Annotated in this window: 22 protein-coding genes and 1 pseudogene; 13 read left to right on the top strand and 10 right to left on the bottom strand. The window is 64.8% G+C overall.

Annotation, left to right across the window (positions count from 1 at the left end; genetic code table 11):
* Nucleotides 1–137 precede the first annotated feature (137 nt).
* The 6 genes and pseudogenes from rpe to trpC all read left to right on the top strand — a co-directional run bounded on the left by rpe (nt 138) and on the right by trpC (nt 5,819).
* On the top strand, nt 138–812 hold the full coding sequence (gene rpe, locus E4487_RS19950; RefSeq protein WP_013717380.1) for a ribulose-phosphate 3-epimerase: 675 nt from the start codon (nt 138–140) through the stop codon (nt 810–812).
* Nucleotides 809–1,773, top strand: a pseudogene (locus E4487_RS19945) (phosphoglycolate phosphatase). Before rpe ends, E4487_RS19945 begins: the two are co-directional and overlap by 4 nt.
* Before the next feature lie 66 nt (nt 1,774–1,839).
* Nucleotides 1,840–3,330, top strand: coding sequence for an anthranilate synthase component I (gene trpE, locus E4487_RS19935; protein ID WP_037054981.1), 1,491 nt, complete (start codon nt 1,840–1,842; stop codon nt 3,328–3,330).
* A gap of 13 nt (nt 3,331–3,343) precedes the next feature.
* On the top strand, nt 3,344–3,940 hold the full coding sequence (locus E4487_RS19930; protein ID WP_134676509.1) for an aminodeoxychorismate/anthranilate synthase component II: 597 nt from the start codon (nt 3,344–3,346) through the stop codon (nt 3,938–3,940).
* Nucleotides 3,937–4,983, top strand: coding sequence for an anthranilate phosphoribosyltransferase (trpD, locus tag E4487_RS19925; protein WP_175254196.1), 1,047 nt, complete (start codon nt 3,937–3,939; stop codon nt 4,981–4,983). The genes E4487_RS19930 and trpD overlap by 4 nt, the downstream gene beginning before the upstream one ends.
* Nucleotides 4,980–5,819 (top strand): indole-3-glycerol phosphate synthase TrpC, encoded by an 840-nt coding sequence (gene trpC / locus E4487_RS19920; protein ID WP_037054975.1) that lies wholly within the window; start codon nt 4,980–4,982, stop codon nt 5,817–5,819. The genes trpD and trpC overlap by 4 nt, the downstream gene beginning before the upstream one ends.
* Nucleotides 5,820–5,870: 51 nt before the next feature.
* On the opposite strand, the gene crp is transcribed toward trpC, so the two are convergent.
* Nucleotides 5,871–6,515: a cAMP-activated global transcriptional regulator CRP gene (gene crp / locus E4487_RS19915; protein WP_037054974.1), complete on the bottom strand. Its 645-nt coding sequence runs from the start codon at nt 6,513–6,515 to the stop codon at nt 5,871–5,873.
* A 235-nt stretch (nt 6,516–6,750) separates the two neighbouring features.
* On the opposite strand from crp, the gene E4487_RS19910 reads away from it, so the two are divergent.
* Nucleotides 6,751–7,173, top strand: a complete 423-nt coding sequence (locus tag E4487_RS19910; protein ID WP_037054973.1) for an OsmC family protein — start codon at nt 6,751–6,753, stop codon at nt 7,171–7,173.
* 49 nt (nt 7,174–7,222) lie between these two features.
* Here E4487_RS19910 and coq7 read toward each other — a convergent pair whose 3' ends face one another.
* Nucleotides 7,223–7,870, bottom strand: coding sequence for a 2-polyprenyl-3-methyl-6-methoxy-1,4-benzoquinone monooxygenase (gene coq7, locus E4487_RS19905; RefSeq protein WP_037054971.1), 648 nt, complete (start codon nt 7,868–7,870; stop codon nt 7,223–7,225).
* Between the two features lie 64 nt (nt 7,871–7,934).
* Entirely contained in the window at nt 7,935–8,768 is an 834-nt protein-coding gene (locus tag E4487_RS19900; RefSeq protein WP_175254195.1) for a formylglycine-generating enzyme family protein, read from the bottom strand.
* A 123-nt stretch (nt 8,769–8,891) separates the two neighbouring features.
* On the opposite strand from E4487_RS19900, the gene E4487_RS19895 reads away from it, so the two are divergent.
* Nucleotides 8,892–10,373 (top strand): AAA family ATPase, encoded by a 1,482-nt coding sequence (locus E4487_RS19895; protein ID WP_037054968.1) that lies wholly within the window; start codon nt 8,892–8,894, stop codon nt 10,371–10,373.
* Between the two features lie 21 nt (nt 10,374–10,394).
* Here the strand turns inward: E4487_RS19895 and E4487_RS19890 are convergent, their stop codons facing one another.
* The 5 genes from E4487_RS19890 to hemJ all read right to left on the bottom strand — a co-directional run bounded on the left by E4487_RS19890 (nt 10,395) and on the right by hemJ (nt 14,913).
* Nucleotides 10,395–11,183 carry an SDR family oxidoreductase gene (locus E4487_RS19890; RefSeq protein WP_175254194.1) on the bottom strand — a complete coding sequence of 263 codons (789 nt, stop codon included), beginning with the start codon at nt 11,181–11,183 and terminating at the stop codon, nt 10,395–10,397.
* A gap of 35 nt (nt 11,184–11,218) precedes the next feature.
* Nucleotides 11,219–12,154 (bottom strand): DUF805 domain-containing protein, encoded by a 936-nt coding sequence (locus E4487_RS19885; protein ID WP_175254193.1) that lies wholly within the window; start codon nt 12,152–12,154, stop codon nt 11,219–11,221.
* 98 nt (nt 12,155–12,252) lie between these two features.
* On the bottom strand, nt 12,253–13,515 hold the full coding sequence (locus E4487_RS19880; RefSeq protein ID WP_175254192.1) for an alanine racemase: 1,263 nt from the start codon (nt 13,513–13,515) through the stop codon (nt 12,253–12,255).
* A complete protein-coding gene (locus tag E4487_RS19875) occupies nt 13,512–14,474 on the bottom strand; it encodes a nitronate monooxygenase family protein (protein ID WP_175254191.1) in 963 nt (320 codons plus the stop codon). The genes E4487_RS19880 and E4487_RS19875 overlap by 4 nt, the downstream gene beginning before the upstream one ends.
* Nucleotides 14,475–14,484: 10 nt before the next feature.
* Nucleotides 14,485–14,913, bottom strand: coding sequence for a protoporphyrinogen oxidase HemJ (hemJ, locus tag E4487_RS19870; RefSeq protein ID WP_175254190.1), 429 nt, complete (start codon nt 14,911–14,913; stop codon nt 14,485–14,487).
* A 133-nt stretch (nt 14,914–15,046) separates the two neighbouring features.
* Between hemJ and argC the strand changes: the two genes are divergently transcribed.
* The 4 genes from argC to erpA all read left to right on the top strand — a co-directional run bounded on the left by argC (nt 15,047) and on the right by erpA (nt 17,644).
* Nucleotides 15,047–16,081 (top strand): N-acetyl-gamma-glutamyl-phosphate reductase, encoded by a 1,035-nt coding sequence (gene argC, locus E4487_RS19865; RefSeq protein WP_037054957.1) that lies wholly within the window; start codon nt 15,047–15,049, stop codon nt 16,079–16,081.
* Between the two features lie 2 nt (nt 16,082–16,083).
* A complete protein-coding gene (locus E4487_RS19860; protein ID WP_231499336.1) occupies nt 16,084–16,821 on the top strand; it encodes a DUF6776 family protein in 738 nt (245 codons plus the stop codon).
* The gene (locus E4487_RS19855) at nt 16,811–17,221 is read left to right on the top strand and encodes a polymer-forming cytoskeletal protein (protein WP_037054952.1); all 411 of its coding nucleotides are present in this window, start codon (nt 16,811–16,813) and stop codon (nt 17,219–17,221) included. Before E4487_RS19860 ends, E4487_RS19855 begins: the two co-directional genes overlap by 11 nt.
* 72 nt (nt 17,222–17,293) lie before the next feature.
* Entirely contained in the window at nt 17,294–17,644 is a 351-nt protein-coding gene (erpA, locus tag E4487_RS19850; RefSeq protein ID WP_004373465.1) for an iron-sulfur cluster insertion protein ErpA, read from the top strand.
* 48 nt (nt 17,645–17,692) lie between these two features.
* Here the strand turns inward: erpA and E4487_RS19845 are convergent, their stop codons facing one another.
* Nucleotides 17,693–18,784 (bottom strand): anhydro-N-acetylmuramic acid kinase, encoded by a 1,092-nt coding sequence (locus tag E4487_RS19845; RefSeq protein WP_175254189.1) that lies wholly within the window; start codon nt 18,782–18,784, stop codon nt 17,693–17,695.
* A gap of 3 nt (nt 18,785–18,787) precedes the next feature.
* A complete protein-coding gene (locus tag E4487_RS19840) occupies nt 18,788–20,215 on the bottom strand; it encodes a peptidoglycan DD-metalloendopeptidase family protein (protein ID WP_037054947.1) in 1,428 nt (475 codons plus the stop codon).
* Nucleotides 20,216–20,396: 181 nt separating this feature from the next.
* On the opposite strand from E4487_RS19840, the gene tyrS reads away from it, so the two are divergent.
* A complete protein-coding gene (tyrS, locus tag E4487_RS19835; RefSeq protein ID WP_175254188.1) occupies nt 20,397–21,596 on the top strand; it encodes a tyrosine--tRNA ligase in 1,200 nt (399 codons plus the stop codon).
* Nucleotides 21,597–21,664: the final 68 nt, after the last annotated feature.

Below are 21,664 nucleotides of genomic sequence, written 5' to 3'. Positions count from 1 at the left end.
CAGCGCTCGCCGCTGAAGCGCCTCCCGGCGTGCAGTGCTTGTGACTATCTGGCAGCGCCGTTCTCGGGCGGCGCTGCCAGATGAGGCTCGAGCCGCTACAATGCCCGCCACCGTGATCAAGCACTCAGAGGTGCGCCATGCAACCCTTCGCCATCGCCCCGTCGATCCTGTCCGCCGACTTCGCCCGCCTGGGCGAGGAAGTGGATAACGTGCTCGCCGCCGGGGCGGACATCGTCCACTTCGATGTCATGGACAATCACTACGTACCCAACCTGACCATCGGCCCGATGGTCTGCTCGGCGCTGCGCAAGTACGGCATCACTGCGCCGATCGACGCCCACCTGATGGTCAAGCCGGTGGATCGCATCATCGGTGACTTCATCGAGGCCGGCGCCTCGTACATCACCTTCCACCCGGAAGCCAGCGAGCACATCGACCGCTCGCTACAGCTGATCAAGGCCGGTGGCGCCAAGGCAGGCCTGGTGTTCAACCCGGCCACGCCGCTGGACGTGCTCAAGTACGTGATGGACAAGGTCGACATGATCCTGCTGATGAGCGTCAACCCGGGCTTCGGCGGGCAGAAGTTCATCCCCGGCACCCTCGACAAGCTGCGCGAGGCGCGCGCGCTGATCGACGCCAGCGGTCGTGAGATCCGCCTGGAGATCGATGGCGGCGTCAACGTGCAGAACATTCGCGAAATCGCCGAGGCGGGCGCTGATACCTTCGTCGCCGGCTCGGCGATCTTCAACCAGCCGGACTACAAGGCCGTGATCGACGCCATGCGTGCCGAACTGGCCCAGGTGCGTGGATGAAACCGCTGCGCGAGCTGTGCGGCGGCGAGCTGCCGCGGCTGGTGATGTTCGACCTGGACGGCACCTTGATCGACTCGGTGCCGGACCTGGCTGCTGCCGTCGACCGCATGCTGGTCGAGCAGGGGCGTGCTCCGGCGGGTATCGAGAAGGTTCGTGACTGGGTCGGCAACGGTGCCCGGGTGCTGGTGCGACGCGCCCTGGCCGATGGCCTGGAGCATGCGGCGGTGACCGAGGCTGCGACGGAAGAGGCGCTGGCGCGCTTTCTCGAGATCTACGCCGATTGCCATGCGCTGACGGCGCTCTATCCCGGCGTGCACGAGCTGCTCGAGGCCCTGAGCACGGCTGCCGTGGAACTGGCGGTGGTGACCAACAAGCCGGAGCGCTTCGTTGCACCGCTGCTGGAGCAGGTCGGTCTGGGGGGGTACTTCCGCTGGATCATCGGCGGCGACACCCTGCCGCAGCAGAAGCCCGACCCGGCCGCGCTGCTGCAGGTGATGCACCTGGCGGGTGTCGACGCCGGGCAGTCGTTGTTCGTCGGGGATTCGCGCAGCGACGTGCTGGCCGCGCGTGCTGCCAGCGTACCGTGCGTGGCGGTGAGCTACGGCTACAACCACGGGCGCCCCATCGACGAGGAGCAGCCGAGCCTGGTCGTGGATAGCCTCGCCGAACTGCTGTAGGGGCGCCGCATCGATCCTCTGCGGTGAGCTTGCCGGTGGGCGGTTGGGCCGTGGCGGGTGAGGCGGCTGTCCGGCTTGCGCAGGCGCGGATTCATCGCTGATTCCGTGGAGGTATCCGCTCCTGCAACGCTATCGCCTTGCCCGGCTTGCAGCCTGTAGTGTGTAGCTGCTACCTTGGCCGCTCTCCTTATTCCCCCGCCTGTCGAGATCGCACCGTGGTGGTTAGCTGCAAACTCTGGATGAAAGTCATCAAGGCTCTGGCCCGCTGGCGCTGGCGCGCCTGATTTTTTCCTGCCGCTGCGCGCGGCCCGTTTGCACCCGACCGTTTTCCCCGAGCCATGAGGCTGATCATGACCCATGAAGAATTCCTGCGTTTAGCCGGCGAAGGCTACAACCGCATTCCCCTGGCCTGCGAAACCCTGGTGGATTTCGACACGCCCCTGTCCATCTACCTGAAGCTGGCCGACGCGCCGAACTCCTACCTGCTCGAATCGGTGCAGGGCGGCGAGAAGTGGGGGCGTTATTCGATCATCGGCCTGCCGGCGCGCACCGTGTTGCGCGTACACGGCCATGACGTCGTGGTGAGCACCGATGGCGTCGAGGTCGAGCGTCAGCAGAGTGCCGACCCGTTGGCGTTCGTCGAGCAGTTCAAGGCGCGCTACAAGGTGCCGACCATCGCCGGCCTGCCGCGTTTCAACGGTGGTCTGGTGGGCTACTTCGGCTACGACAGCGTGCGCTATGTCGAGCAGAAGCTGGCCAGCTGCCCGAATCCGGACCCGCTGGGTACGCCGGATATCCTGCTGATGGTGTCCGACGCCGTGGTGGTGTTCGACAACCTGGCGGGCAAGATGCACGCCATCGTCCTGGCCGACCCCGATGAGGCGGATGCCTTCGAACAGGGCCATGCGCGCCTGCGCGAGATCCTGCACAAGCTGCGTCAGCCGATCACCCCGCGCCTCGGCGTGGACCTCGCTGCGCCACTGGGCGAGGAGCCGGCGTTCCGCTCCAGCTACAGCAAGGGTGACTACGAATCGGCGGTCAGTGCGATCAAGGAATACATCCTGGCCGGCGACTGCATGCAGGTGGTGATCTCCCAGCGCATGACCATCGGCTTCCAGGCCGCGCCCATCGATCTGTATCGCGCGCTGCGTTGCATCAACCCGACGCCGTACATGTACTTCTTCAACTTCGGCGACTTCCACGTGGTCGGCAGCTCGCCGGAAGTGCTGGTGCGGGTCGAGGATGGCCTGGTCACCGTGCGCCCGATCGCCGGTACCCGGCCGCGTGGTGCCACCGAAGAGGCCGACCTGGCGCTGGAGCAGGACCTGCTCGGCGATGCCAAGGAGGTCGCCGAGCACCTGATGCTGATCGACCTGGGTCGCAACGATACCGGCCGCGTGTCGCAGATCGGCTCGGTCAAGCTCACCGAGAAGATGGTCATCGAACGTTATTCCAACGTCATGCACATCGTCTCCAACGTCACCGGCCAGCTCAAGCCCGAGCTGTCGGCGATGGATGCGCTGCGCGCGATCCTGCCGGCGGGCACCCTGTCCGGGGCGCCGAAGATCCGCGCCATGGAAATCATCGACGAGCTGGAGCCGGTCAAGCGCGGCGTCTACGGCGGTGCGGTCGGTTACTACGCCTGGAACGGCAACATGGACACTGCCATCGCCATCCGCACTGCGGTGATCAAGGATGGCGAGCTGCATGTACAGGCTGGCGCCGGTATCGTCGCCGACTCGGTGCCTGCCCTGGAGTGGGAAGAAACCCTGAACAAGCGCCGCGCGATGTTCCGCGCCGTTGCGCTGGCTGAACAGACCGCTCCCCAGGCTCAGGAATAAGAGGCGCCGCACCATGCTTTTGATGATCGACAACTACGACTCCTTTACCTACAACGTCGTGCAGTACCTGGGTGAACTGGGCGCCGATGTGCATGTGGTTCGCAACGACGAACTCAGCGTGGCCGAGATCGAGGCGCTCAAGCCCGAGCGCATCGTGGTCTCGCCGGGGCCGTGCACGCCCAGCGAAGCGGGGGTGTCCATCGAGGCCATCCTGCATTTCGCCGGCAAGCTGCCGATCCTGGGCGTGTGCCTGGGTCACCAGAGCATCGGCCAGGCCTATGGCGGCGACGTGGTGCGTGCGCGCCAGGTGATGCACGGCAAGACCAGCCCGGTGTTCCACGAGGACAAGGGGGTGTTCGCCGGCCTCAACAAGCCGCTCACCGTGACCCGCTATCATTCCCTGGTGGTCAAGCGCGAGACCTTGCCTGACTGCCTGGAAATCACCGCCTGGACCCAGCACGACGACGGCTCGGTCGACGAGATCATGGGCCTGCGCCACAAGACCCTGAACATCGAAGGCGTACAGTTCCACCCCGAGTCCATCCTGACCGAGCAGGGCCACGAACTGTTCGCCAACTTCCTCAAGCAGACCGGAGGCGTGCGCGCATGAATATCAAGGAAGCCCTCAACCGGATCGTCGCCCAGCTCGATCTGACCACCGAGGAAATGCAGGCGGTGATGCGTGAGATCATGACCGGCCAGTGCACCGACGCCCAGATCGGCGCCTTCCTCATGGGCATGCGCATGAAGAGCGAGACCATCGACGAGATCGTCGGCGCCGCCAGTGTGATGCGTGAGCTGGCCTCCCCGGTGGTGATCGACGCCGAGCGCATGGTCGATACCTGCGGCACCGGCGGCGACGGCATGAACGTGTTCAACGTCTCCACCGCCGCGGCATTCGTCGTCGCGGCTGCCGGTGGCAAGGTGGCCAAGCATGGCAACCGCGCGGTGTCCGGCAAGAGCGGCAGTGCCGATCTGCTCGAGGCCGCCGGGGTCTACCTGGGACTCAAGCCCGAACAGGTGGCGCGTTGCGTGGAAAGCGTCGGGGTCGGCTTCATGTTCGCCCCTGCCCATCACGGGGCGATGAAGCATGCCATCGGCCCCCGTCGCGAGCTGGGGCTGCGGACCATCTTCAACATGCTCGGCCCGATGACCAACCCGGCGGGCGCCCGGCATCAGGTGATCGGCGTGTTCAGCCAGGCGCTGTGCCGGCCGATGGCCGAAGTGCTGCAACGTCTGGGCAGCCAGCACGTACTGGTGGTACATGCGCAGGACGGCCTGGACGAGATCAGCCTGGCCGCACCGACCTTCGTCGCCGAGTTGAAGGATGGGGCTGTCAGCGAGTACCGCATCCAGCCGGAGGATTTCGGCATCAAGAGCCAGAGCCTGATCGGTCTGATCGTCGACAACGCCGAGCAGTCGCTGGAGCTGATTCGCGACGCGCTGGGCCGACGCAAGACCGAGAATGGACAGAAGGCGGCCGACATGATCGTCCTCAATGCCGGCGCGGCGCTGTACGCCGCCGACCATGCCAGTACCCTGAACGAAGGCATGCAGCTCGCGCATGACGCCCTGCACACCGGGCTGGCGCGCGAGAAGCTGGAGGAGCTGGTGTCCTTTACCGCGGTATTCAGACAGGAGAACGAAGGGTGAGCGTACCAACCGTACTGGAGAAGATCGTTGCCCGTAAGTTCGAGGAAGTGGCGGCGCGCCGCGCGCAGGTCAGCCTCGCCGAGCTCGAGGTTGCGGCCCGCAGCGCCGACGCACCGCGCGGTTTCGCCCGTGCACTGCTGGAGCAGGCTGCGCGCAAGCAGCCGGCAGTGATCGCCGAGGTGAAGAAGGCATCGCCGAGCAAGGGCATCCTGCGCGAGGACTTCATCCCGGCCGACATCGCCCGCAGCTACGAGGCCGGCGGCGCCACCTGCCTGTCGGTGCTGACCGATATCGATTTCTTCCAGGGGGCCGACCAGTACCTGCAGCAGGCCCGTGCGGCCTGCACGCTGCCGGTGATCCGCAAGGACTTCATGGTCGACCCCTACCAGATCGTCGAAGCCCGCGCCCTGGGCGCCGACTGCGTACTGCTGATCGTTTCCTGCCTGGATGACGTGCGCATGGCCGAACTGGCCTCGGTGGCCAAGGACGTCGGTCTCGATGTGCTGGTGGAAGTGCATGACGGCGACGAACTCGAGCGCGCCCTGAGCACCCTCGATACGCCCCTGGTCGGTATCAACAACCGCAACCTGCACACCTTCGAGGTCAGCCTGGAAACCACGCTCGACCTGCTGCCGCGCATCCCCCGGGATCGCCTGGTGGTGACCGAGAGCGGCATCCTCAACCGGGCCGATGTCGAGCTGATGGAGATCAGCGAGGTGTACGCCTTCCTGGTCGGCGAAGCCTTCATGCGCGCGCAGGAGCCGGGCGTGGAGCTGCAGCGCCTGTTCTTTCCCGAGCGCGGACGGGCCACGGTGATCGGCAAGGATCCCGACTAGGACGCATGAAAAAAGCCGGCTCAGAGCCGGCTTTTTTCATTGCGTGGCGCCTCAGCGAGTGCCGAACACCACCATGGTCTTGCCCTTGACGTGCACCAGCCCCTGTTCTTCCAGGGACTTGAGCACGCGACCGACCATCTCGCGGGAGCAGCCGACGATGCGGCCGATTTCCTGGCGGGTGATCTTGATCTGCATGCCGTCCGGGTGGGTCATGGCGTCCGGCTGCTTGCACAGGTCGAGCAGGGTGCGCGCGACACGGCCGGTCACGTCGAGGAAGGCCAGGTCGCCAACCTTGCGCGTGGTGTTGCGCAGGCGCTCGGCCATCTGGCTGCCAAGGGCGAAGAGAATGTCCGGGTCTTGCTGGGTCAGTTCGCGGAACTTGGTGTAGCTGATTTCCGCGACCTCGCATTCGGTCTTGGCGCGTACCCAGGCACTGCGCTCCTTCTCCGTGCCTTCTTTCTCGAACAGGCCCATTTCACCGAAGAAGTCGCCGGCATTGAGGTAGGCGATGATCATCTCGCGGCCGTCGTCGTCCTCGATGAGGATGGTGACCGAGCCTTTGACGATGAAGAACAGGGTTTCGCAGCGATCACCAGCGTAGATGATGGTGCTTTTCGCGGTGTAGCGACGGCGATGACAGTGCGCAAGCAACTTGTCGAGATGTTTGATTTTTGGTGTAAGGGTTATAGCGACCATGCCCGAGTCCCGAATATAGAAAAGTAGGCCTTTATCCAACAGGCAATTTCTTATTAGTTATCCGGCCAAGTGTGCCAGCATTCCGGCGCCAGCTTAACAGACGCACAAAATGAAGGGTGTTTTTTGTGACCTGCCTAACACAGCCTAGTGGAACTTTGACGCTTGGCGCCTGCATCAGGATGCCGCGGGGCTGTGCTAACCTGCGTGCCTTTGCAAAGCAACGGAGCCTGGATAGATGAAAGCGCGCGTGCAGTGGGCCGGTGAAGCCCTGTTTCTCGGGGAATCCGGTAGTGGCCATGCCGTGGTCATGGACGGCCCGCCCGAGGCCGGAGGTCGCAACCTGGGCATCCGTCCGATGGAGATGCTGCTGATCGGCCTGGGTGGCTGCAGCAACTTCGATGTCGTCAGCATCCTGCGCAAGGGGCGCCAGCCGGTGGAGAGCTGCGAGGTGTTCCTCGATGCCGAGCGTGCCGGCGAGGAGCCCAAGGTCTTCACCAGGATTCACCTGCACTTCGTGGTCAAGGGGCGTGGCTTGAAAGAGGCTCAGGTCAAGCGTGCCGTGGAGCTGTCGGCGGAGAAATACTGCTCGGCTTCGATCATGCTGGGCCGTGCCGGTGTCGACATCAGCCACGACTACGAGATCGTCGAGCTGGGCTGAGCGGGTTTCGCGTGATACGACGAGGGCGCCCATGGGCGCCCTCGTTCATTCAGATGCGGTAGGTGCTCTTGGTCATGACCTTCGATAGCAGGGTCATGCCGAACTTGACCGGCGCCGGGAAGCGTACACCGCCGGCTGCGAGCGCGCTGTTGGCGTGCTGCTGCTCGTCGATGCGCATCTGCTCGAGAATGGCGCGCGACTTGGCGTCATGTTCGGGAATCTGCTCCAGGTGTTCGTCCAGGTGCTTGCAGACCTGATCCTCGGTGGCGGCGACGAAGCCCAGGCTGACCCGGTCGCTGACCAGGCCGGCAACGGCGCCCACGCCGAAGGACAGCCCGTAGAACAGCGGGTTGAGCACGCTCGGGTGGCTACCCAGCTCGCGGATACGCTGCTCGCACCAGGCCAGGTGGTCGATTTCCTCATCGGCCGCATGCTCCATGGCGCTGCGCACCTCCGGCAGCTTGGCCGTCAGCGACTGTCCCTGATACAGCGCCTGGGCGCAGACTTCGCCGGTGTGGTTGATGCGCATCAGGCCGGCGACGTGGCGCGACTCCTCGCTGCTCAGCTCCGCCTCGTTCTGCACCACGGCGGGTGAGGGGCGAGCCGATGCGCCGCTGAAGGGCAGCAGGGTGCGCAGGGCGGCATCGGCCTGCAGCAGCAGGCGATCGACGGGGGAATACTGGCGTTCGCTGGCCATGGGGCACCTCCAGAAGGAACAACGCGCCTAGTCTACTGCAAAAAAGTGGCCGGGGCGTCCGGGGTCAGGGCAACTCGCGCAGGACGCGAAAGCCCAGGGCATAGTCGCGGTGGTGCGGCTGCTTGAGGTCGCGCATGCTGCTGCGCAGGTAGCTCGGGCCGCTGTTCCAGGCACCGCCGCGCACCACACGCGGGCTGTCGTCGAGCAGGCTGGCACTCTGCGTTTCGCTGCCGTCGAAGCGCTGGGTGAAGCGCGATGCGGTCCATTCCCAGACATTGCCCGCCGTGTCGCTCAGGCCGAAGCCGTTGGCGGGGAACTGGCCCACGGCGGCGGTCTTGTTGCGCAACAGGCGTGATGTCGCGCAGCCGCGGCAGTGGGCACGCGGCGCCTGCTCGCTGCTGTCCAGTTCGTCGCCCCACCAGTAATAGCTCGGGCTGCCGCCGCGAGCGGCATATTCCCATTCCGCCTCGGTCGGCAGGCGGTAGCGGGCGCCGCTCTGGCGCGACAGCCATTGCGTATAGGCATGCGCGTCGCGCCAGGACACGTGGATCACCGGGCGCCGGGCGGAGAGGCCCCAGCCCTCGTTGTCGGGCATGGGCAGGTTGGCGGCTTCGGCATAGCGCTGCCAGTCGGCGAAAGTGACCTCGTAGCGGCCGATGGCGAAGGGCGCGGCGAAGGTCACCGTGCGTGGCGGGCGCTCGTTGTCGTTGCCCCGGCCGCTGCCATCGCCCAACTGGAACTGCCCGGCGGGGATGACCACCAGTTCGGGCCCGGTGCCGCCGCTGGCGAGCGCGTCGCTGATCGACTCGCTGGCGACCGCCGGCAGGGCCAGTAGCGCCAGGCCGGCGAGGCCGAGCGACAGCTGCCGTGTCACAGCGCGTGCGATCAGCACTTGCATGGCAGGTTGCCTGCGGCGACGATCTGCGTGTTTAGACGGTCCATGCGGCGAGCTCCCGATTCTGCCAAATCGCGGATGTTAACCTTGCTCGCCGGGTAGACCCAACCTCACAAGGAGCAGGTGTTGAAGAACGATATTCACGATCTGGGGCTGGTGCTGGACTCGAAGGTCAAGCTGATCGTCATCGAGTCCTGGGACGAGCTGCGCGTTCTGGAAACCCTGACTGGGCTGGCGATCAAGCGCGGCCTGGGCTTGCACACCTGGTCGGTGACCGAAGGCCTGCAGCGTCTCGGCTTCGGTGGCGCGGCGGTGGACGAGTCGCCCACCCTGGAGCCGGATGCCGCGTTGCGCCTGATCAAGGTCGATCCGCAGCCCAACCTGTACGTGATGTGTGATCTGCACCCGTTCCTCGATGACAACCCTCGCCTGGTGCGCCTGCTCAAGGAGATCGCCATGAGCGAGGGGGCGCACAAGCCGACGCTGGTACTGGTGTCGCACGCGCTCAAGCTGCCGGCCGAGGTACAGCGTTATGCCGCGCGCTTCAGCCTGGCGCTGCCCTCCGAGGACGAACTGCTCGGCATCGTGCGTGACGAGGCGACGCGCTGGAGCGAAGGGAACCGCGGGGCGCGGGTACGCACCGACAATCGCACGCTGCAGCAGGTGGTCAAGAATCTGCGCGGCCTCAGCCATGCCGAGGCGCGTGCGCTGGCGCGCAACGTGATCTGCGACGACGGGGCGATCACCCAGGAAGATATCCCCGAGCTGAACAAGACCAAGTTCCAGCTGCTCGATCTGGAAGGCGTGCTCAGCTTCGAGTACGACACCGCACGCTTCGCGGAAGTCGGCGGCCTGGTCAACCTCAAGCGCTGGCTGGCGGAGCGGCAGGCCGGTTTCCTCGAGGGCAAGCAGCTCGACGCGCCCAAGGGGGTGATGCTGGTCGGTGTGCAGGGCGGCGGCAAGAGCCTCGCGGCCAAGGCGGTGGCCGGCCTCTGGGGGCTGCCGTTGCTGCGCCTGGACTTCGCCTGCCTGTACAACAAGTTCTTCGGCGAAACCGAGCGCAACCTGCGTGAGGCGCTGCGCCTGGCTGAACAGATGGCCCCTTGCGTGCTGTGGATGGACGAGGTGGAGAAGGGCCTGGCCAGTGGTGACCATGACGGCGGGGTCAGCCAGCGGGTGCTCGGCACCCTGCTGACCTGGATGTCCGAGCGCAAGGCACCGGTATTCGTCGTGGCCACGGCCAACGCCATCGACCGCCTGCCGCCCGAGCTGGTGCGCAAGGGGCGTTTCGACGAGCTGTTCTTCGTCGACCTGCCGAGCGCCGAGGTCCGCGCCGAGATCTTCCGCATCCACCTGCAGCGCCGCGAGCTGGATCCTGCCGGCTTCGACCTGGCACAACTGGCGGCGGCCAGCGAGGGCTACTCCGGTGCGGAGATCGAGCAGGCGGTGGTCAGTGCGCTGTACGCCGGTCAGGCACAACAGCAGTCGGTCGACCAGGCGCTGGTGGTGCGTGTGCTGCAGGGCACGGCGCCGCTGTCGGTGGTGATGGCCGAGCGGCTGGCGGCGCTGCGTGACTGGGCGGACGGCAGAACGGTCAACGCGGGCTGACGGCGGGGCGCCGCGAACGGCTCAGGCGCCAGTGAAGGGGCGGGTCAGGCGTGCGCTGATCTTGCGCACCAGCCAGCGCGGCGCCAGGCGCGGGCTCATTGCCAGCAGGCGGTTGCGCCAGCCGGGAATGATCAGGGCGCGGTCCTTCTGCAGGGCGCGCACGGTGAGCAGCGCCACTTCCTCGGCGCTCATCATCAGGCTGCTGCCGGTGAGGCGGCTGACGTCCATCCGCGCCGAGCGGAAGAATGCACTGTGCGTCGGCCCGGGGCAGAGGACGGAAACCCGGACGCCACGCGCGCGCAACTCCTCGCGCAGACCCTCGGAAAAGTGCAGGACATAGGCCTTGCTGGCGTAGTAGCTGCTCATCCATGGGCCCGGCTGGAACGCCGCGACCGATGCCACGTTGAGAATCTGTCCGCCGCCCTGTTCGGCCATGCGCTGACCGAGGGCATGGCACAGGCGGGTCAAGGCCAGGACGTTGACTTCCAGCTGCTCCTGCTCGCGGCCCCAGTCCTGTTCGAGGAACGGGCCGGCACAGCCCAGGCCGGCGTTGTTCACCAGCAGGTCGATGTGCCACTCGCCCTGTTCCAGTTCGATCAGCAGCCCGGACAGCTGCAGGGGCTCGCTCAGGTCGCAGAGCCGGAACAGCACCTCGACGCCGAAGCGCTGTGCCAGCTCGCAGGCGATGTTTTCCAGGGCTTCACGCCGGCGCGCCACCAGGATCAGGTTGCGCCCACGACGCGCCAGGGCTTCGGCCATGGCCAGGCCGATGCCGCTGGATGCGCCGGTAACCAATGCATAGCTGCGCATGATGGGGCGTCAACGATCCCGTCTGTCGGCCGGCACTAGCCGAGGTAGCCCTGGTAGGCAGGCAGGGCGATGGCCGCGACGATGCCCGCGATCGGTACCAGCAGGAACAGCCAGGCCAGGACCTTGACCCCGGTGCTGTTGGGCGGTGGCGGCGGACCGTAGCGGTTGACGCCCTGAGTACCCGGAATGATCAACATGAGCAGGGCAAACACGCTGCCGACGACGGGAACGAAGTTGAGCAGCCAGAGCCAGCCCGACCAGCCCATGTCATGCAGGCGCTGCACGCCGATGAACACGCTGATCACGATCATGGCAATGACCGCGATACCCAGCAGCAGCCCGCCAAGGGTGCTGGAAACGGCCGATGCGCCTGCGAACAGCGCCATCAGCGGCAGGGAGCAGAGCAGCATGGCCATGGTCCAGCCGAGGTAGCGCACGCGGCCGATACGGCCGTTGACGCTGAATACCTTGAGTTCGGAATACTCGGGCAGTGCCTCCGCGACATTGGCCTGCGGCGGTGCGTAAGGGGAGGCGCCAGTGGCGTCCGCGACCTGCGCCGGGGCGGCTTCGGCCAGCTGGGCCTGGCGAGCGAGGTACTTCTCGATGATGATGCCGCAGGCGGAGCATTCGCTGGCCTTGGCCTGTTCATGCCCGCATTTGGGGCAGTTCATGCGGGCGCTATCCACCGGCTCCGCCTCGGATTCCTCCTCGGTGGGCACCAGGCTCAGGCTGGCGCTCTGGTCCAGTTCCTTGCGCACATTGGCGCCGGCCTTCTGCAGGGCGTTGAGGTACTGGTTCGCCTCGTGCTCCTCGAGGTGGCGCTTGAGTGCCACCGGGGTGCCGCTGAACAGGCTGTCGATGCGGGCCGCATCGCTCTTGAACAGGCGGGCCAGATTGTCCTTGACCGTTTCCAATGTGGTCTCCGGCATCAGTTGGCCATCGAACACTATCTTGTAGCGCGGTTGGTTCATGCGAGCTTCCTTGTCTGCTGGAAGGTAGAAGTGGGCTAAGCCTAGAGCGACGCGAGGCCAATATACAAGCGGCCTGAGCTGCGAGCGACGGGCAATGTTCAGGCGTTGCCTATTGTGCTCCAGCGGCCCACCAGCTGGCCGCGGCGTAGTAGACGTATTTCGCTGAAGTCGGCCAGCAGGCCCTCGCTGACGGCGGGGCGCAGGAACACCCAGTCGCCACTGCCCAGTTGCGTGCCTGCGCTGCCGATCAGGCGTTCCTGGTTGGCGCTGCGGCCATACAGGGGGTCGTAGTCGAGGCCCTGTGGCGAGACGGGTTGCGCTGGCCAGCGGCCACCGTACAGGTAGTAGGCGCTCTGCCGGTTCGGGTTCCAGGCGCTGATCGCCGGCTGCAGCGGCTGCAGGTAGGGCAGGGCGCCGTCAACCGCCTTGAGTACCGGCGCGGCGATCCACAGGGCGGGCTGGTGCGCCTGTAGCAGCGCGGTATCGAAGTCCGCAGGCTTGAGCAGGGCGGAGCCGACGGCGACTTCATTGAGCACACTGGCCTGCTGGCTGTGGAGGGGGTAGGTCAGGCTGCCGCCGCCGTTGAACAGGGGCTGCGCCGGCCACCGCTTGTCGAGCGAGCGTACGCTGTCGATGAACGCGCGATAGCGTGCATCGCTATCAGCGAAGGCTTGCTGCTGGCGCACCCAGGGCGGGCGGTGGGCAACATGGGCGTCATAGCCCATCAGGCCGCGGCACTGCAGCAGCGGGTAGCGGGCAAGTTGCTGCACAGCCTGGTTCAGTGCCTGCGGGCTGGCGAAGCCGCCACGCTGCAGGCCTACATCGATTTCCAGCGCGATGCGCAACGGCTGGTTCAGCGCCTTGGCCAGCTCGGCGTACTGCACCAGGCGCTGTTCGCTGTCGATCAGCCAGGTCACCTGGCGCGCCGCGTCGAAAGTCAGGTGCTGTGGCAACTGGCGGTGGAAGTTCAGGGCCGCCTCGACGGGCAGCGGCTTGCCCAGCAGCAGGTCAGCCTGGGGGAAACTCCTGGCCAGACGATTCAGCTGAGGTTGCTGAAAGACCATGAAACGCTGGGTCTGCAGGCGTTTGCCCAGGTACTCCAGCAGGCCACTGCTGGCCAGCGACTTGGTCACCAGGCGTAACGCGAGGCGTTCCGGCAGGCGCGCGGCGAGCAGGTCGGCATTGGCGTCCAGCCGGTCGAGGTCGAGCAACAGGGTGGGCAGGCCATCGCCATCCTGCTGCAGCTGCCGATTGAGCGCGGCGAAATAGGCGTCATGCACCTGCCCCCGGTCATGCGGGCGCAGCGCCCAGCCGCCGAGCAGGCCCAGCGCTCCCAGGCCGAGCAGGTGACGGCGTTTCATCGTGGCCAGTGTTGCCCCAGTTGCTGGCTGCGGGCCACTGCCGCGCGGTACTCGCTGTCGAGTCGTGCCACCAGCTCCTGTACCGATGGCAGGTCATCGATGGCGCCAACCCCCTGGCCGGCCGACCATACGGTTTTCCACGCCTTGGCCTCGTCATCCATCGGCTTGAGTTTCTCGCCGTAGTTGATGCTGGCCTTGTTTTGCAACTGATTCAGGTCGTAACCCGCCTGTTCCAGGCTCTGGCGCATGAAGCTGGCCGGCACGCCGGAGACGGCGGGTGTGTGGATGATGTCGGCGGCGCGGGCGCCGAGGATCATATCCCGGTAGGCGGCGGGGGCGTCGTTCTGCGTGGTGGCGATGAAGCGTGTGCCCATGTAGGCCAGGTCCGCCCCCAGCAACTGGGCGGCGAGAATCTCGTGGCCGTGGTTGAGGCAGCCGGACAGCAGCACGGTCTTGTCGAAGAACTGACGGATCTCGGCCAGCAGCGCGAAGGGGCTCCAGGTGCCCGCATGGCCACCAGCGCCCGCAGCCACCGCGATCAGCCCGTCGACACCGGCCTCTGCGGCCTTCTCGGCGTGGCGGCGGGTGGTCACGTCATGGAATACCAGGCCGCCATAGCCATGCACGGCGTCGACCACTTCCTTCACCGCGCCCAGGCTGGTGATGACGATCGGCACGCGGCGCTCGACGCAGATGGCCAGGTCGGCCTGCAGTCGCGGGTTGCTCTGGTGCACGATCAGGTTGACGGCGAAGGGTGCGGCGTCGGGCTGCAGGCTGGCGCTAATCTCGTCGAGCCAGGCGGAGAAACCGCTGCTTTCACGCTGGTTGAGCGCCGGAAAGCTGCCGACGATGCCGCTGTTGCAGCAGGCGCTGACCAGTGCCGGGTTGGATACCAGAAACATCGGAGCGGCTACCAGGGGCAGACGCAGGCGTTGCTCGAGCAGAGTAGGCAGAGACATGGTGGTTTCCTCAGAAGGGGCGGACGACGACCAGAATGACGATGCCCAGCAGAGCCAGCACCGGCGCTTCGTTGAACCAGCGATAGAACACATGGCTGCGGCTGTTCTCACCCCGCGCGAAGCGCTTCAGCTGAGCGCCGCACAGGTGGTGATAGACGACCAGGGCGACCACCAGTGTCAGCTTGACGTGCATCCAGCCCTGGGAGAAATAGTAGGAAGGGTTGAGGCTCAGCAGCCAGATGCCCAGGCCCAGTGTCGCGATCATCGACGGCAGCATGATGCCGCGGTAGAGCTTGCGCTCCATCACGCAGAAACGTTCATGGCTGGCGCTGTCGTCGCTCATCGCGTGATAGACGAACAGGCGCGGCAGATAGAACAGGCCGGCGAACCAGCAGACCACGGCGATGATGTGCAGGGCCTTGAGCCAGAGATAGAGCATTTGCGCGTCTCATGCTGAAAATTGCCCCGATAGTAGAGGCAGGCAACGCTTTACGTCACCTCTGCGGTTGGAGCTTGGCCGATGCGGCTTTATCATCGGCAACTTTCCAATGGCTTTTGTGAAGGGGCATGTGATGATCAAGGTCGGTATCGTCGGCGGCACGGGTTACACCGGTGTCGAACTGCTGCGTCTGCTGGCGCAACACCCGCAGGCTGAAGTGACCGTCATCACTTCCCGTTCCGAAGCCGGCCTGCGTGTCGACGAGATGTACCCCAACCTGCGCGGCCACTACCCGGACCTGGCATTCAGCGTGCCGGACGTCGCCACCCTGGGCGCCTGCGATGTGGTGTTCTTCGCCACGCCTCACGGTGTGGCCCATGCCCTGGCCGGCGAGCTGCTGGCTGCCGGCACGCGAGTGATCGACCTGTCCGCCGACTTCCGTCTGCAGGATGCCGAGGAGTGGGCCAAGTGGTACGGCCAGCCGCATGGCGCGCCGGAGCTGCTGAGCGAGGCGGTGTATGGCTTGCCCGAGGTCAACCGCGAGGCGATCAAGGCGGCGCGTCTGATCGCCGTGCCGGGGTGCTACCCGACGGCCACCCAGCTTGGCCTGATCCCGTTGCTGGAGGCCGGGCTGGCAGACACCGGCAGTCTGATTGCCGACTGCAAGAGTGGCGTCAGCGGCGCCGGGCGTGGCGCCAGCGTCGGCTCGCTGTTCTGCGAGGCCGGCGAAAGCATGAAAGCCTACTCGGTCAAAGGCCATCGCCACCTGCCGGAAATCCGCCAGGGGCTGCGCCTGGCCGCGGGCAGCGACGTCGGCCTGACCTTCGTCCCGCACCTGACACCGATGATCCGTGGCATTCACGCCACCCTGTATGCGCGCGTGGCCGACACCTCGGTGGATCTGCAGGCACTGTTCGAGAAGCGCTATGCGGGCGAGCCGTTCGTCGACGTGATGCCGGCCGGCAGCCACCCGGAAACCCGCAGCGTGCGCGGCGGCAATGTCTGCCGGATTGCGCTGCATCGGCCTCAGGGCGGTGACCTCGTGGTGGTGCTGTCGGTCATCGACAACCTGGTCAAGGGGGCGTCCGGCCAGGCAGTGCAGAACATGAACATCCTCTTCGGCCTCGACGAGCGCCTCGGTCTGTCGCACGCGGCTCTGCTGCCGTGACAGTGGGTTGGGAAGTTCGCCTCAGCGATCCGCGCCGTGATCGTCGACGTCGCTGGTCGCTGTTGCTGCTGGTGCTCGCGCTGCCAGCGGCATTCGCCCTGGGCTGGTACTGGCCGCAGGCTGCGCCGCAGCAGAGCCCGGAGCAAACGCAGGCGCTGCTGACACGCCTGGCCGAGCAGGACCAGGAACTGGAGCTGCTGCGCCAGCGCCTGGCGGTGGTGGGCAGTAGCGACAAGGTGAGTCAGCAGGCGATCGAACAGAACCGTCTGACCATCAAGCTGCTCGAGGAGCAGATCTTCAAGCAGCAGCAGGACCTGGCCTTCTACAAGGGCGTGCTGGCGCCTGCCAGTCGCCGCGAAGGCCTGCGCATTCGCACGTTTGAGCTGCAAGCCACGGACGTACCTCGGCGTTTCCGCTACAAATTGCTGATGAGCCGAGTTGGCGCCAGTGACGAGGCGCTGCAGGGGAAAATGCGTGTCACCGTCGAAGGTCGGCAGGGGGGTAAAACCGCCTCTCTGGCGCTGTCGACGTTGTCCGATGACGTGAGTGAAAACCCCATCCCATTTTCCTTCAAGCATTTCCAGTCCTTTCCCGAGGCTGGCCGCTTCGGTGAATTGCAGCTGCCTGAAGGCTTCGAGCCGCTTCAGGTCAAGGTTCAGGCGGAAGTCGAAGGCGACAAGCCGCTGAACCGTACGTTCGAATGGATCAAATCAGGAGTTATGACCCCCCATGTGGAGTAAAGACAAGGCCAAACCCGACCTGCAGCGTTTCAGCGGCAAGACCAGCCTGATCGCTGCCGGTGCCGAGCTGGTGGGCGACATGCGCTTTCAGGGCGCGGTGCAGGTGGACGGCAAGGTCACCGGAAACCTGCTGGCCACCGAAGGGCTGGTTCGCGTCAGTGTGGGGGGGCTGGTTGAAGGAGAGGTGCGGGCGCCCCATATCGTCATCGACGGCGAAGTGATCGGCGACGTGTTCGCCAGCGGCCATCTCGAACTGGGTGCGCGTTCGCGTGTGCGCGGCAATCTGCACTATGCCCTGATGGAAATGGCCATGGGGGCGCAGATCGAAGGTCGCCTTCACCATCTCAAGGACGGCGACAAGCCGCTTGAGCTGCCAGCCTTGGTAGATGCCGAGCAATAGTTGACCGATTTTGTAGGGCAAGCGGATAATGCATGCCCAACGCAGTATGGCGCATGGCGCCGGGAGTTCAGCATGAGCGTCGAAACCTTCACCCCTGCCCCTTTGCACTTCACCCAGGGTGCGGCCAGCAAGGTGAAGACCCTGGTCGATGAAGAAGGCAATCCGCGTCTGAAGTTGCGCGTGTTTGTCACGGGCGGTGGCTGCTCGGGCTTTCAGTACGGTTTCACCTTCGATGAAGACGTCGCCGAGGATGACACCATCGTTGAGCGCGAGGGTGTCAGCCTGGTGGTCGATGCCATGAGCTTCCAGTATCTGGTCGGCTCCGAGGTCGATTACCAGGAAGGGCTCGAGGGTTCGCGCTTCGTGATCAAGAACCCCAATGCCACCACGACCTGTGGCTGTGGTTCGTCCTTCTCGATCTGAGCACCTTGGCAGATGAAAAACGCCGCGCTCGATGCGCGGCGTTTTCGTTCAGGCGGGATAGATCGCGCCGAGGATGCGCAGCCCTGCGGCTCCGGTAACGCTCGGCCGGTTACCCGGAATCCCCTCCAGGGCGCAGTGGGCGAGCCAGGCGAAGGCCATGGCCTCGACCCAGTCCGGGTCGATACCCTGCGCAGCCGTGCTCCGCACGTCGGCTCCTTGCGTCAGCGCGCTCAGGCGCTGCATGAGGCAGGTGTTGTGCGCGCCGCCGCCGCATACCAGCAGGACATCGGTACGGGCCTGCGCAGTGCGCAAGGCACTGGTGATGCTGCGGGCAGTGAGTTCGACCAGAGTCGCCTGAACATCCTCGCCCGCTATCGCAGGCAAGGTCTGCAGGTGGCCGAGCAGCCAGTCGAGGTTGAACAGCTCGCGGCCGGTACTCTTGGGGCCGGCCGTCGCGAAGAACGGATCGCTCAGCAGTCGGCTCAGCAGGCCGGGGTGCACGGTGCCAGTGGCAGCCCAGGCACCGTCGCGGTCATAGTTGAGCCCCTGGCAGTGATGAATCCAGGCATCGAGCAGGACATTTCCAGGGCCGCTGTCGAAGCCCAGTACCTCTCCATTCTGATCCAGCAGGCTGAGATTGCTGAAACCGCCGACGTTGAGCACGGCCACCTGATGCTCGCCATCAGCAAACAGACTCTGATGGAAGGCAGGCACCAAGGGCGCGCCCTGGCCACCCGCCGCAACGTCGCGGCGGCGGAAGTCCGCGACCACGCAGATGCCGGTCAGCTCGGCGAGTAGCGCGGGGTTGCCGATCTGGATGGTGAAACCACGGGCAGGTTCATGGCGCACGGTCTGGCCATGGCTGCCAATGGCGCGAATCTGTTGTGCGGTCAGGTTCTGCTGTTTCAGCAGCTCGTCGATGCCCTGTGCGGCGAGCTCGACCCAGCGTTGTTCGGCAATGGCGGCGCGAGCCAGCTCATTCTCGCCAGGTGCGCAGAGTGCCAGCAGATCGCTGCGCAGCGTCTCGGGCATTGGCCGGTAGAGGGTCGCGAGGAGGCGAGGGGAGTGGTCTTGCTCGATCAGTGCGATGTCCAGGCCGTCCAGGCTGGTACCGGACATCACACCTATATAAAGAGACATGGATTACTGCTTGTTGCTGGCCAGCATGGTGGCCTTTTCCTGATCCATGCGTGCCATCAGCGGCTTGCTCAGTTGCATGAAGCGTTGCTTCTCGCTCGCAGCAATCGGGTCGGCCATTGGCAGCTTCTGGCTCAGCGGGTCGACGTGCACACCATTGACCTGGAACTCGTAGTGCAGGTGCGGGCCGGTCGACAGGCCGGTGGTGCCGATATAGCCGATGATCTGCCCTTGCTTGACGTTGACGCCGTTGCGAATGCCCTTGGCGAAGCCCTGCATGTGCGCATAGAGCGTCCGGTAGCGCTGTCCGTGCTGGATGATCACCGTATTGCCATAACCGCCATTACGACCGGCCAGGGCGATCTTGCCGTCGCCGGCCGCCTTGATCGGTGTGCCGCGTGGCGCTGCGTAGTCGACACCCTTGTGCGCGCGAATCTTGTTCAGGATCGGGTGCTTGCGTCCGGTGGAGAAGCGCGAGCTGATGCGGGCAAAGTCCACCGGCGTGCGGATGAAGGCCTTGCGCATGCTTTCGCCGTTGGCGCTGTAGTAGCTGGTCGCGCCCTGCTTGTTGGTGTAGCGCACGGCGGTGTAGGTCTTGCCGCGGTTGGTGAAGCGTGCGGACAGGATGTCGCCGGTGCCGACGCGCTTGCCGTTGACCACCTTCTCCTCGTAGATCACCTCGAACTCGTCGCCTTCGCGAATATCCATGGCGAAGTCGATGTCGTAACCGAAGACGTTGGCCAGGTCCATGGTCAAGCCATGAGACAGCCCGGCACGCTTGGCCGAGAGGAACAGCGAGCTGTTGATCACGCCATGGCTGTAGGCCGTCACGACTTCCGGCTTGACCTGGTCACGCTGGAAATCGAAGCCATCGGCGTCACGGCTCAGGCGAATGGTTTCCAGTTCACTGAGCTTGCTCTGCAGGCTTTTCAGCTTGCCGTCGTCACCCAGTTGGAAGTCGAGTACCTGGCCGACCTTGAGGCGGCTGAACTGCTTGGCTTCCTTGCTGCTGTTGAGCGCCTCGTGCAGGTCGTTCGCGTTCAGCCCGACCTTGGCAAAGACCGTGGACAGCGTATCGCCGTTGCTGACGGTGACGCTGTGCTGGTTGGGATCGGAAGGAGTGGTGTCGGCTGTTGCTGGATTCTTTTCATCAGCGCCATCTCCGACGCTGTTTTCGGCGCTATCTGCGCTCGGTCCGATCTTGGCGAACGGCGAGGCAGCGCCAGAGGCTGGCTGTCCCGCTCGGAGGTCGTCCTTTTCCTGCAGCACCAGCTCGGCGTCGCTGCCGAGGTCCAGATCGAGAAAGGTCTTCTGCGCTTCGACTTCACGCGAAGGAAACACCAGCAGAGCCAGGCTCAGCAGCGCAGCTACACCACTCGCAGCCAGGATATGGCTCTTGGGGTAGGGCGGGGCTTTAGGGATATTTTGCGTCATGGCGTGAGGCGTTTTCTTGGAATGTGCATTAACTGTATAAAATATAACCAAAATCGGCTCGGGGCAACCCTTGAGATGCCCTGTCTGCGACCGCCGGGCTAACCATGGGCAAAACTTGTAATTAGTTTGCGATCTTGTATGGTTGGTTCCCTTTCAATTTCCAGTGGTTGCGGGTTCTGTCATGAAGTCGGTCGAAGAGCAGCTGGCGCTGATCAAGCGCGGTGCGGAAGAGGTTCTGGTTGAGGCGGAGCTGGTCGAAAAGCTCAAGCGTGGTCAGCCGCTGCGGATCAAGGCGGGGTTCGATCCTACCGCGCCGGATCTGCACCTCGGTCATACCGTGCTTATTAATAAGCTGCGTCAGTTCCAGGAGCTGGGGCATCAGGTGATCTTCCTGATCGGTGACTTCACCGGAATGATTGGTGATCCCAGCGGCAAGAGCGCTACCCGTCCGCCGCTGACCCGCGAGCAGGTACTGGACAACGCCGAGACCTACAAGCAGCAGGTGTTCAAGATCCTCGATCCGGCCAGGACCGAGGTGGCGTTCAACTCCACCTGGATGGATCAGCTCACACCGGCCGACTTCATTCGCCTGGCGTCGCAGTACACCGTGGCGCGGATGCTCGAGCGCGATGACTTCGACAAGCGCTACAGCAGCAACCAGCCGATTGCCATTCACGAGTTCCTCTACCCGCTGGTGCAGGGCTACGACTCCGTTGCGCTCAAGGCCGATGTGGAACTTGGCGGTACCGACCAGAAGTTCAACCTGCTGATGGGGCGCGAGCTGCAGCGTGCCTACGGTCAGGAGTCGCAGTGCATCGTCACCATGCCTCTGCTCGAAGGGCTCGATGGCGTGAAGAAGATGTCCAAGTCCCTGGGTAACTACGTGGGTATCCAGGAAGCGCCTGGCGTGATGTACAACAAGCTGGTGTCCATGCCGGATGCATTGATGTGGCGCTACTTCGAGCTGCTCAGCTTCCGCTCCATGGAGGAGATCGAGCAGTTCAGACGCGATGTCGAGCAGGGTGCCAACCCGCGTGACATCAAGATCAAGCTGGCCGAGGAACTGGTTGCGCGTTTCCATGGTGAAGAGGCGGCTGCCAATGCGCATCGCTCGGCCGGTAACCGCATGAAGGATGGCGAGCTGCCGGACGACCTGCCCGAGGTCGAACTGGTTTCGGCTGAAGATATGCCGATCTCGTCCGTCCTTAATAAGGCAGGCCTGGTGAAGAACGCTGCGGTAGCGCGTGATCTGCTGGGCTCCGGCGGTGTGCGGGTCGATGGCGAGGTGGTCGATCGTTCCTTCCTGTTCAAGGTAGGTGCGGCCCATGTCTGCCAGGCGGGCAAGAAAGCCTTTGCGCGGGTTGTGCTCAAGGCCGAGTAATAAAAGTGCAATTTAAGCTTGACGCGCGTTCTGTGGGTTGTAGAATGCGCGCCACTTCAGCGATGAAG

Origin of the sequence: Pseudomonas sp. BMW13 (assembly GCF_013357275.1) — a bacterium.
In the GTDB taxonomy this organism is placed as follows: Bacteria; Pseudomonadota; Gammaproteobacteria; order Pseudomonadales; family Pseudomonadaceae; genus Aquipseudomonas; species Aquipseudomonas khazarica.
The sequence above is the reverse complement of the archived record's forward strand: the minus strand, read 5'-3'. Positions and strand labels throughout refer to the sequence as shown.

What these genes read in the sequence shown, in the direction of transcription:
- rpe (WP_013717380.1), top strand. Translation starts at nt 138, where the DNA reads ATGCAACCCTTCGCCATCGCCCCGTCGATCCTGTCCGCCGACTTCGCC.
- trpE (WP_037054981.1), top strand. Translation starts at nt 1,840, where the DNA reads ATGACCCATGAAGAATTCCTGCGTTTAGCCGGCGAAGGCTACAACCGC.
- E4487_RS19930 (WP_134676509.1), top strand. Translation starts at nt 3,344, where the DNA reads ATGCTTTTGATGATCGACAACTACGACTCCTTTACCTACAACGTCGTG.
- trpD (WP_175254196.1), top strand. Translation starts at nt 3,937, where the DNA reads ATGAATATCAAGGAAGCCCTCAACCGGATCGTCGCCCAGCTCGATCTG.
- crp (WP_037054974.1), bottom strand. Translation starts at nt 6,515, where the DNA reads ATGGTCGCTATAACCCTTACACCAAAAATCAAACATCTCGACAAGTTG.
- E4487_RS19910 (WP_037054973.1), top strand. Translation starts at nt 6,751, where the DNA reads ATGAAAGCGCGCGTGCAGTGGGCCGGTGAAGCCCTGTTTCTCGGGGAA.
- coq7 (WP_037054971.1), bottom strand. Translation starts at nt 7,870, where the DNA reads ATGGCCAGCGAACGCCAGTATTCCCCCGTCGATCGCCTGCTGCTGCAG.
- E4487_RS19900 (WP_175254195.1), bottom strand. Translation starts at nt 8,768, where the DNA reads ATGCAAGTGCTGATCGCACGCGCTGTGACACGGCAGCTGTCGCTCGGC.
- E4487_RS19890 (WP_175254194.1), bottom strand. Translation starts at nt 11,183, where the DNA reads ATGCGCAGCTATGCATTGGTTACCGGCGCATCCAGCGGCATCGGCCTG.
- E4487_RS19885 (WP_175254193.1), bottom strand. Translation starts at nt 12,154, where the DNA reads ATGAACCAACCGCGCTACAAGATAGTGTTCGATGGCCAACTGATGCCG.
- E4487_RS19880 (WP_175254192.1), bottom strand. Translation starts at nt 13,515, where the DNA reads ATGAAACGCCGTCACCTGCTCGGCCTGGGAGCGCTGGGCCTGCTCGGC.
- E4487_RS19875 (WP_175254191.1), bottom strand. Translation starts at nt 14,474, where the DNA reads ATGTCTCTGCCTACTCTGCTCGAGCAACGCCTGCGTCTGCCCCTGGTA.
- hemJ (WP_175254190.1), bottom strand. Translation starts at nt 14,913, where the DNA reads ATGCTCTATCTCTGGCTCAAGGCCCTGCACATCATCGCCGTGGTCTGC.
- argC (WP_037054957.1), top strand. Translation starts at nt 15,047, where the DNA reads ATGATCAAGGTCGGTATCGTCGGCGGCACGGGTTACACCGGTGTCGAA.
- E4487_RS19855 (WP_037054952.1), top strand. Translation starts at nt 16,811, where the DNA reads ATGTGGAGTAAAGACAAGGCCAAACCCGACCTGCAGCGTTTCAGCGGC.
- erpA (WP_004373465.1), top strand. Translation starts at nt 17,294, where the DNA reads ATGAGCGTCGAAACCTTCACCCCTGCCCCTTTGCACTTCACCCAGGGT.
- E4487_RS19845 (WP_175254189.1), bottom strand. Translation starts at nt 18,784, where the DNA reads ATGTCTCTTTATATAGGTGTGATGTCCGGTACCAGCCTGGACGGCCTG.
- E4487_RS19840 (WP_037054947.1), bottom strand. Translation starts at nt 20,215, where the DNA reads ATGACGCAAAATATCCCTAAAGCCCCGCCCTACCCCAAGAGCCATATC.
- tyrS (WP_175254188.1), top strand. Translation starts at nt 20,397, where the DNA reads ATGAAGTCGGTCGAAGAGCAGCTGGCGCTGATCAAGCGCGGTGCGGAA.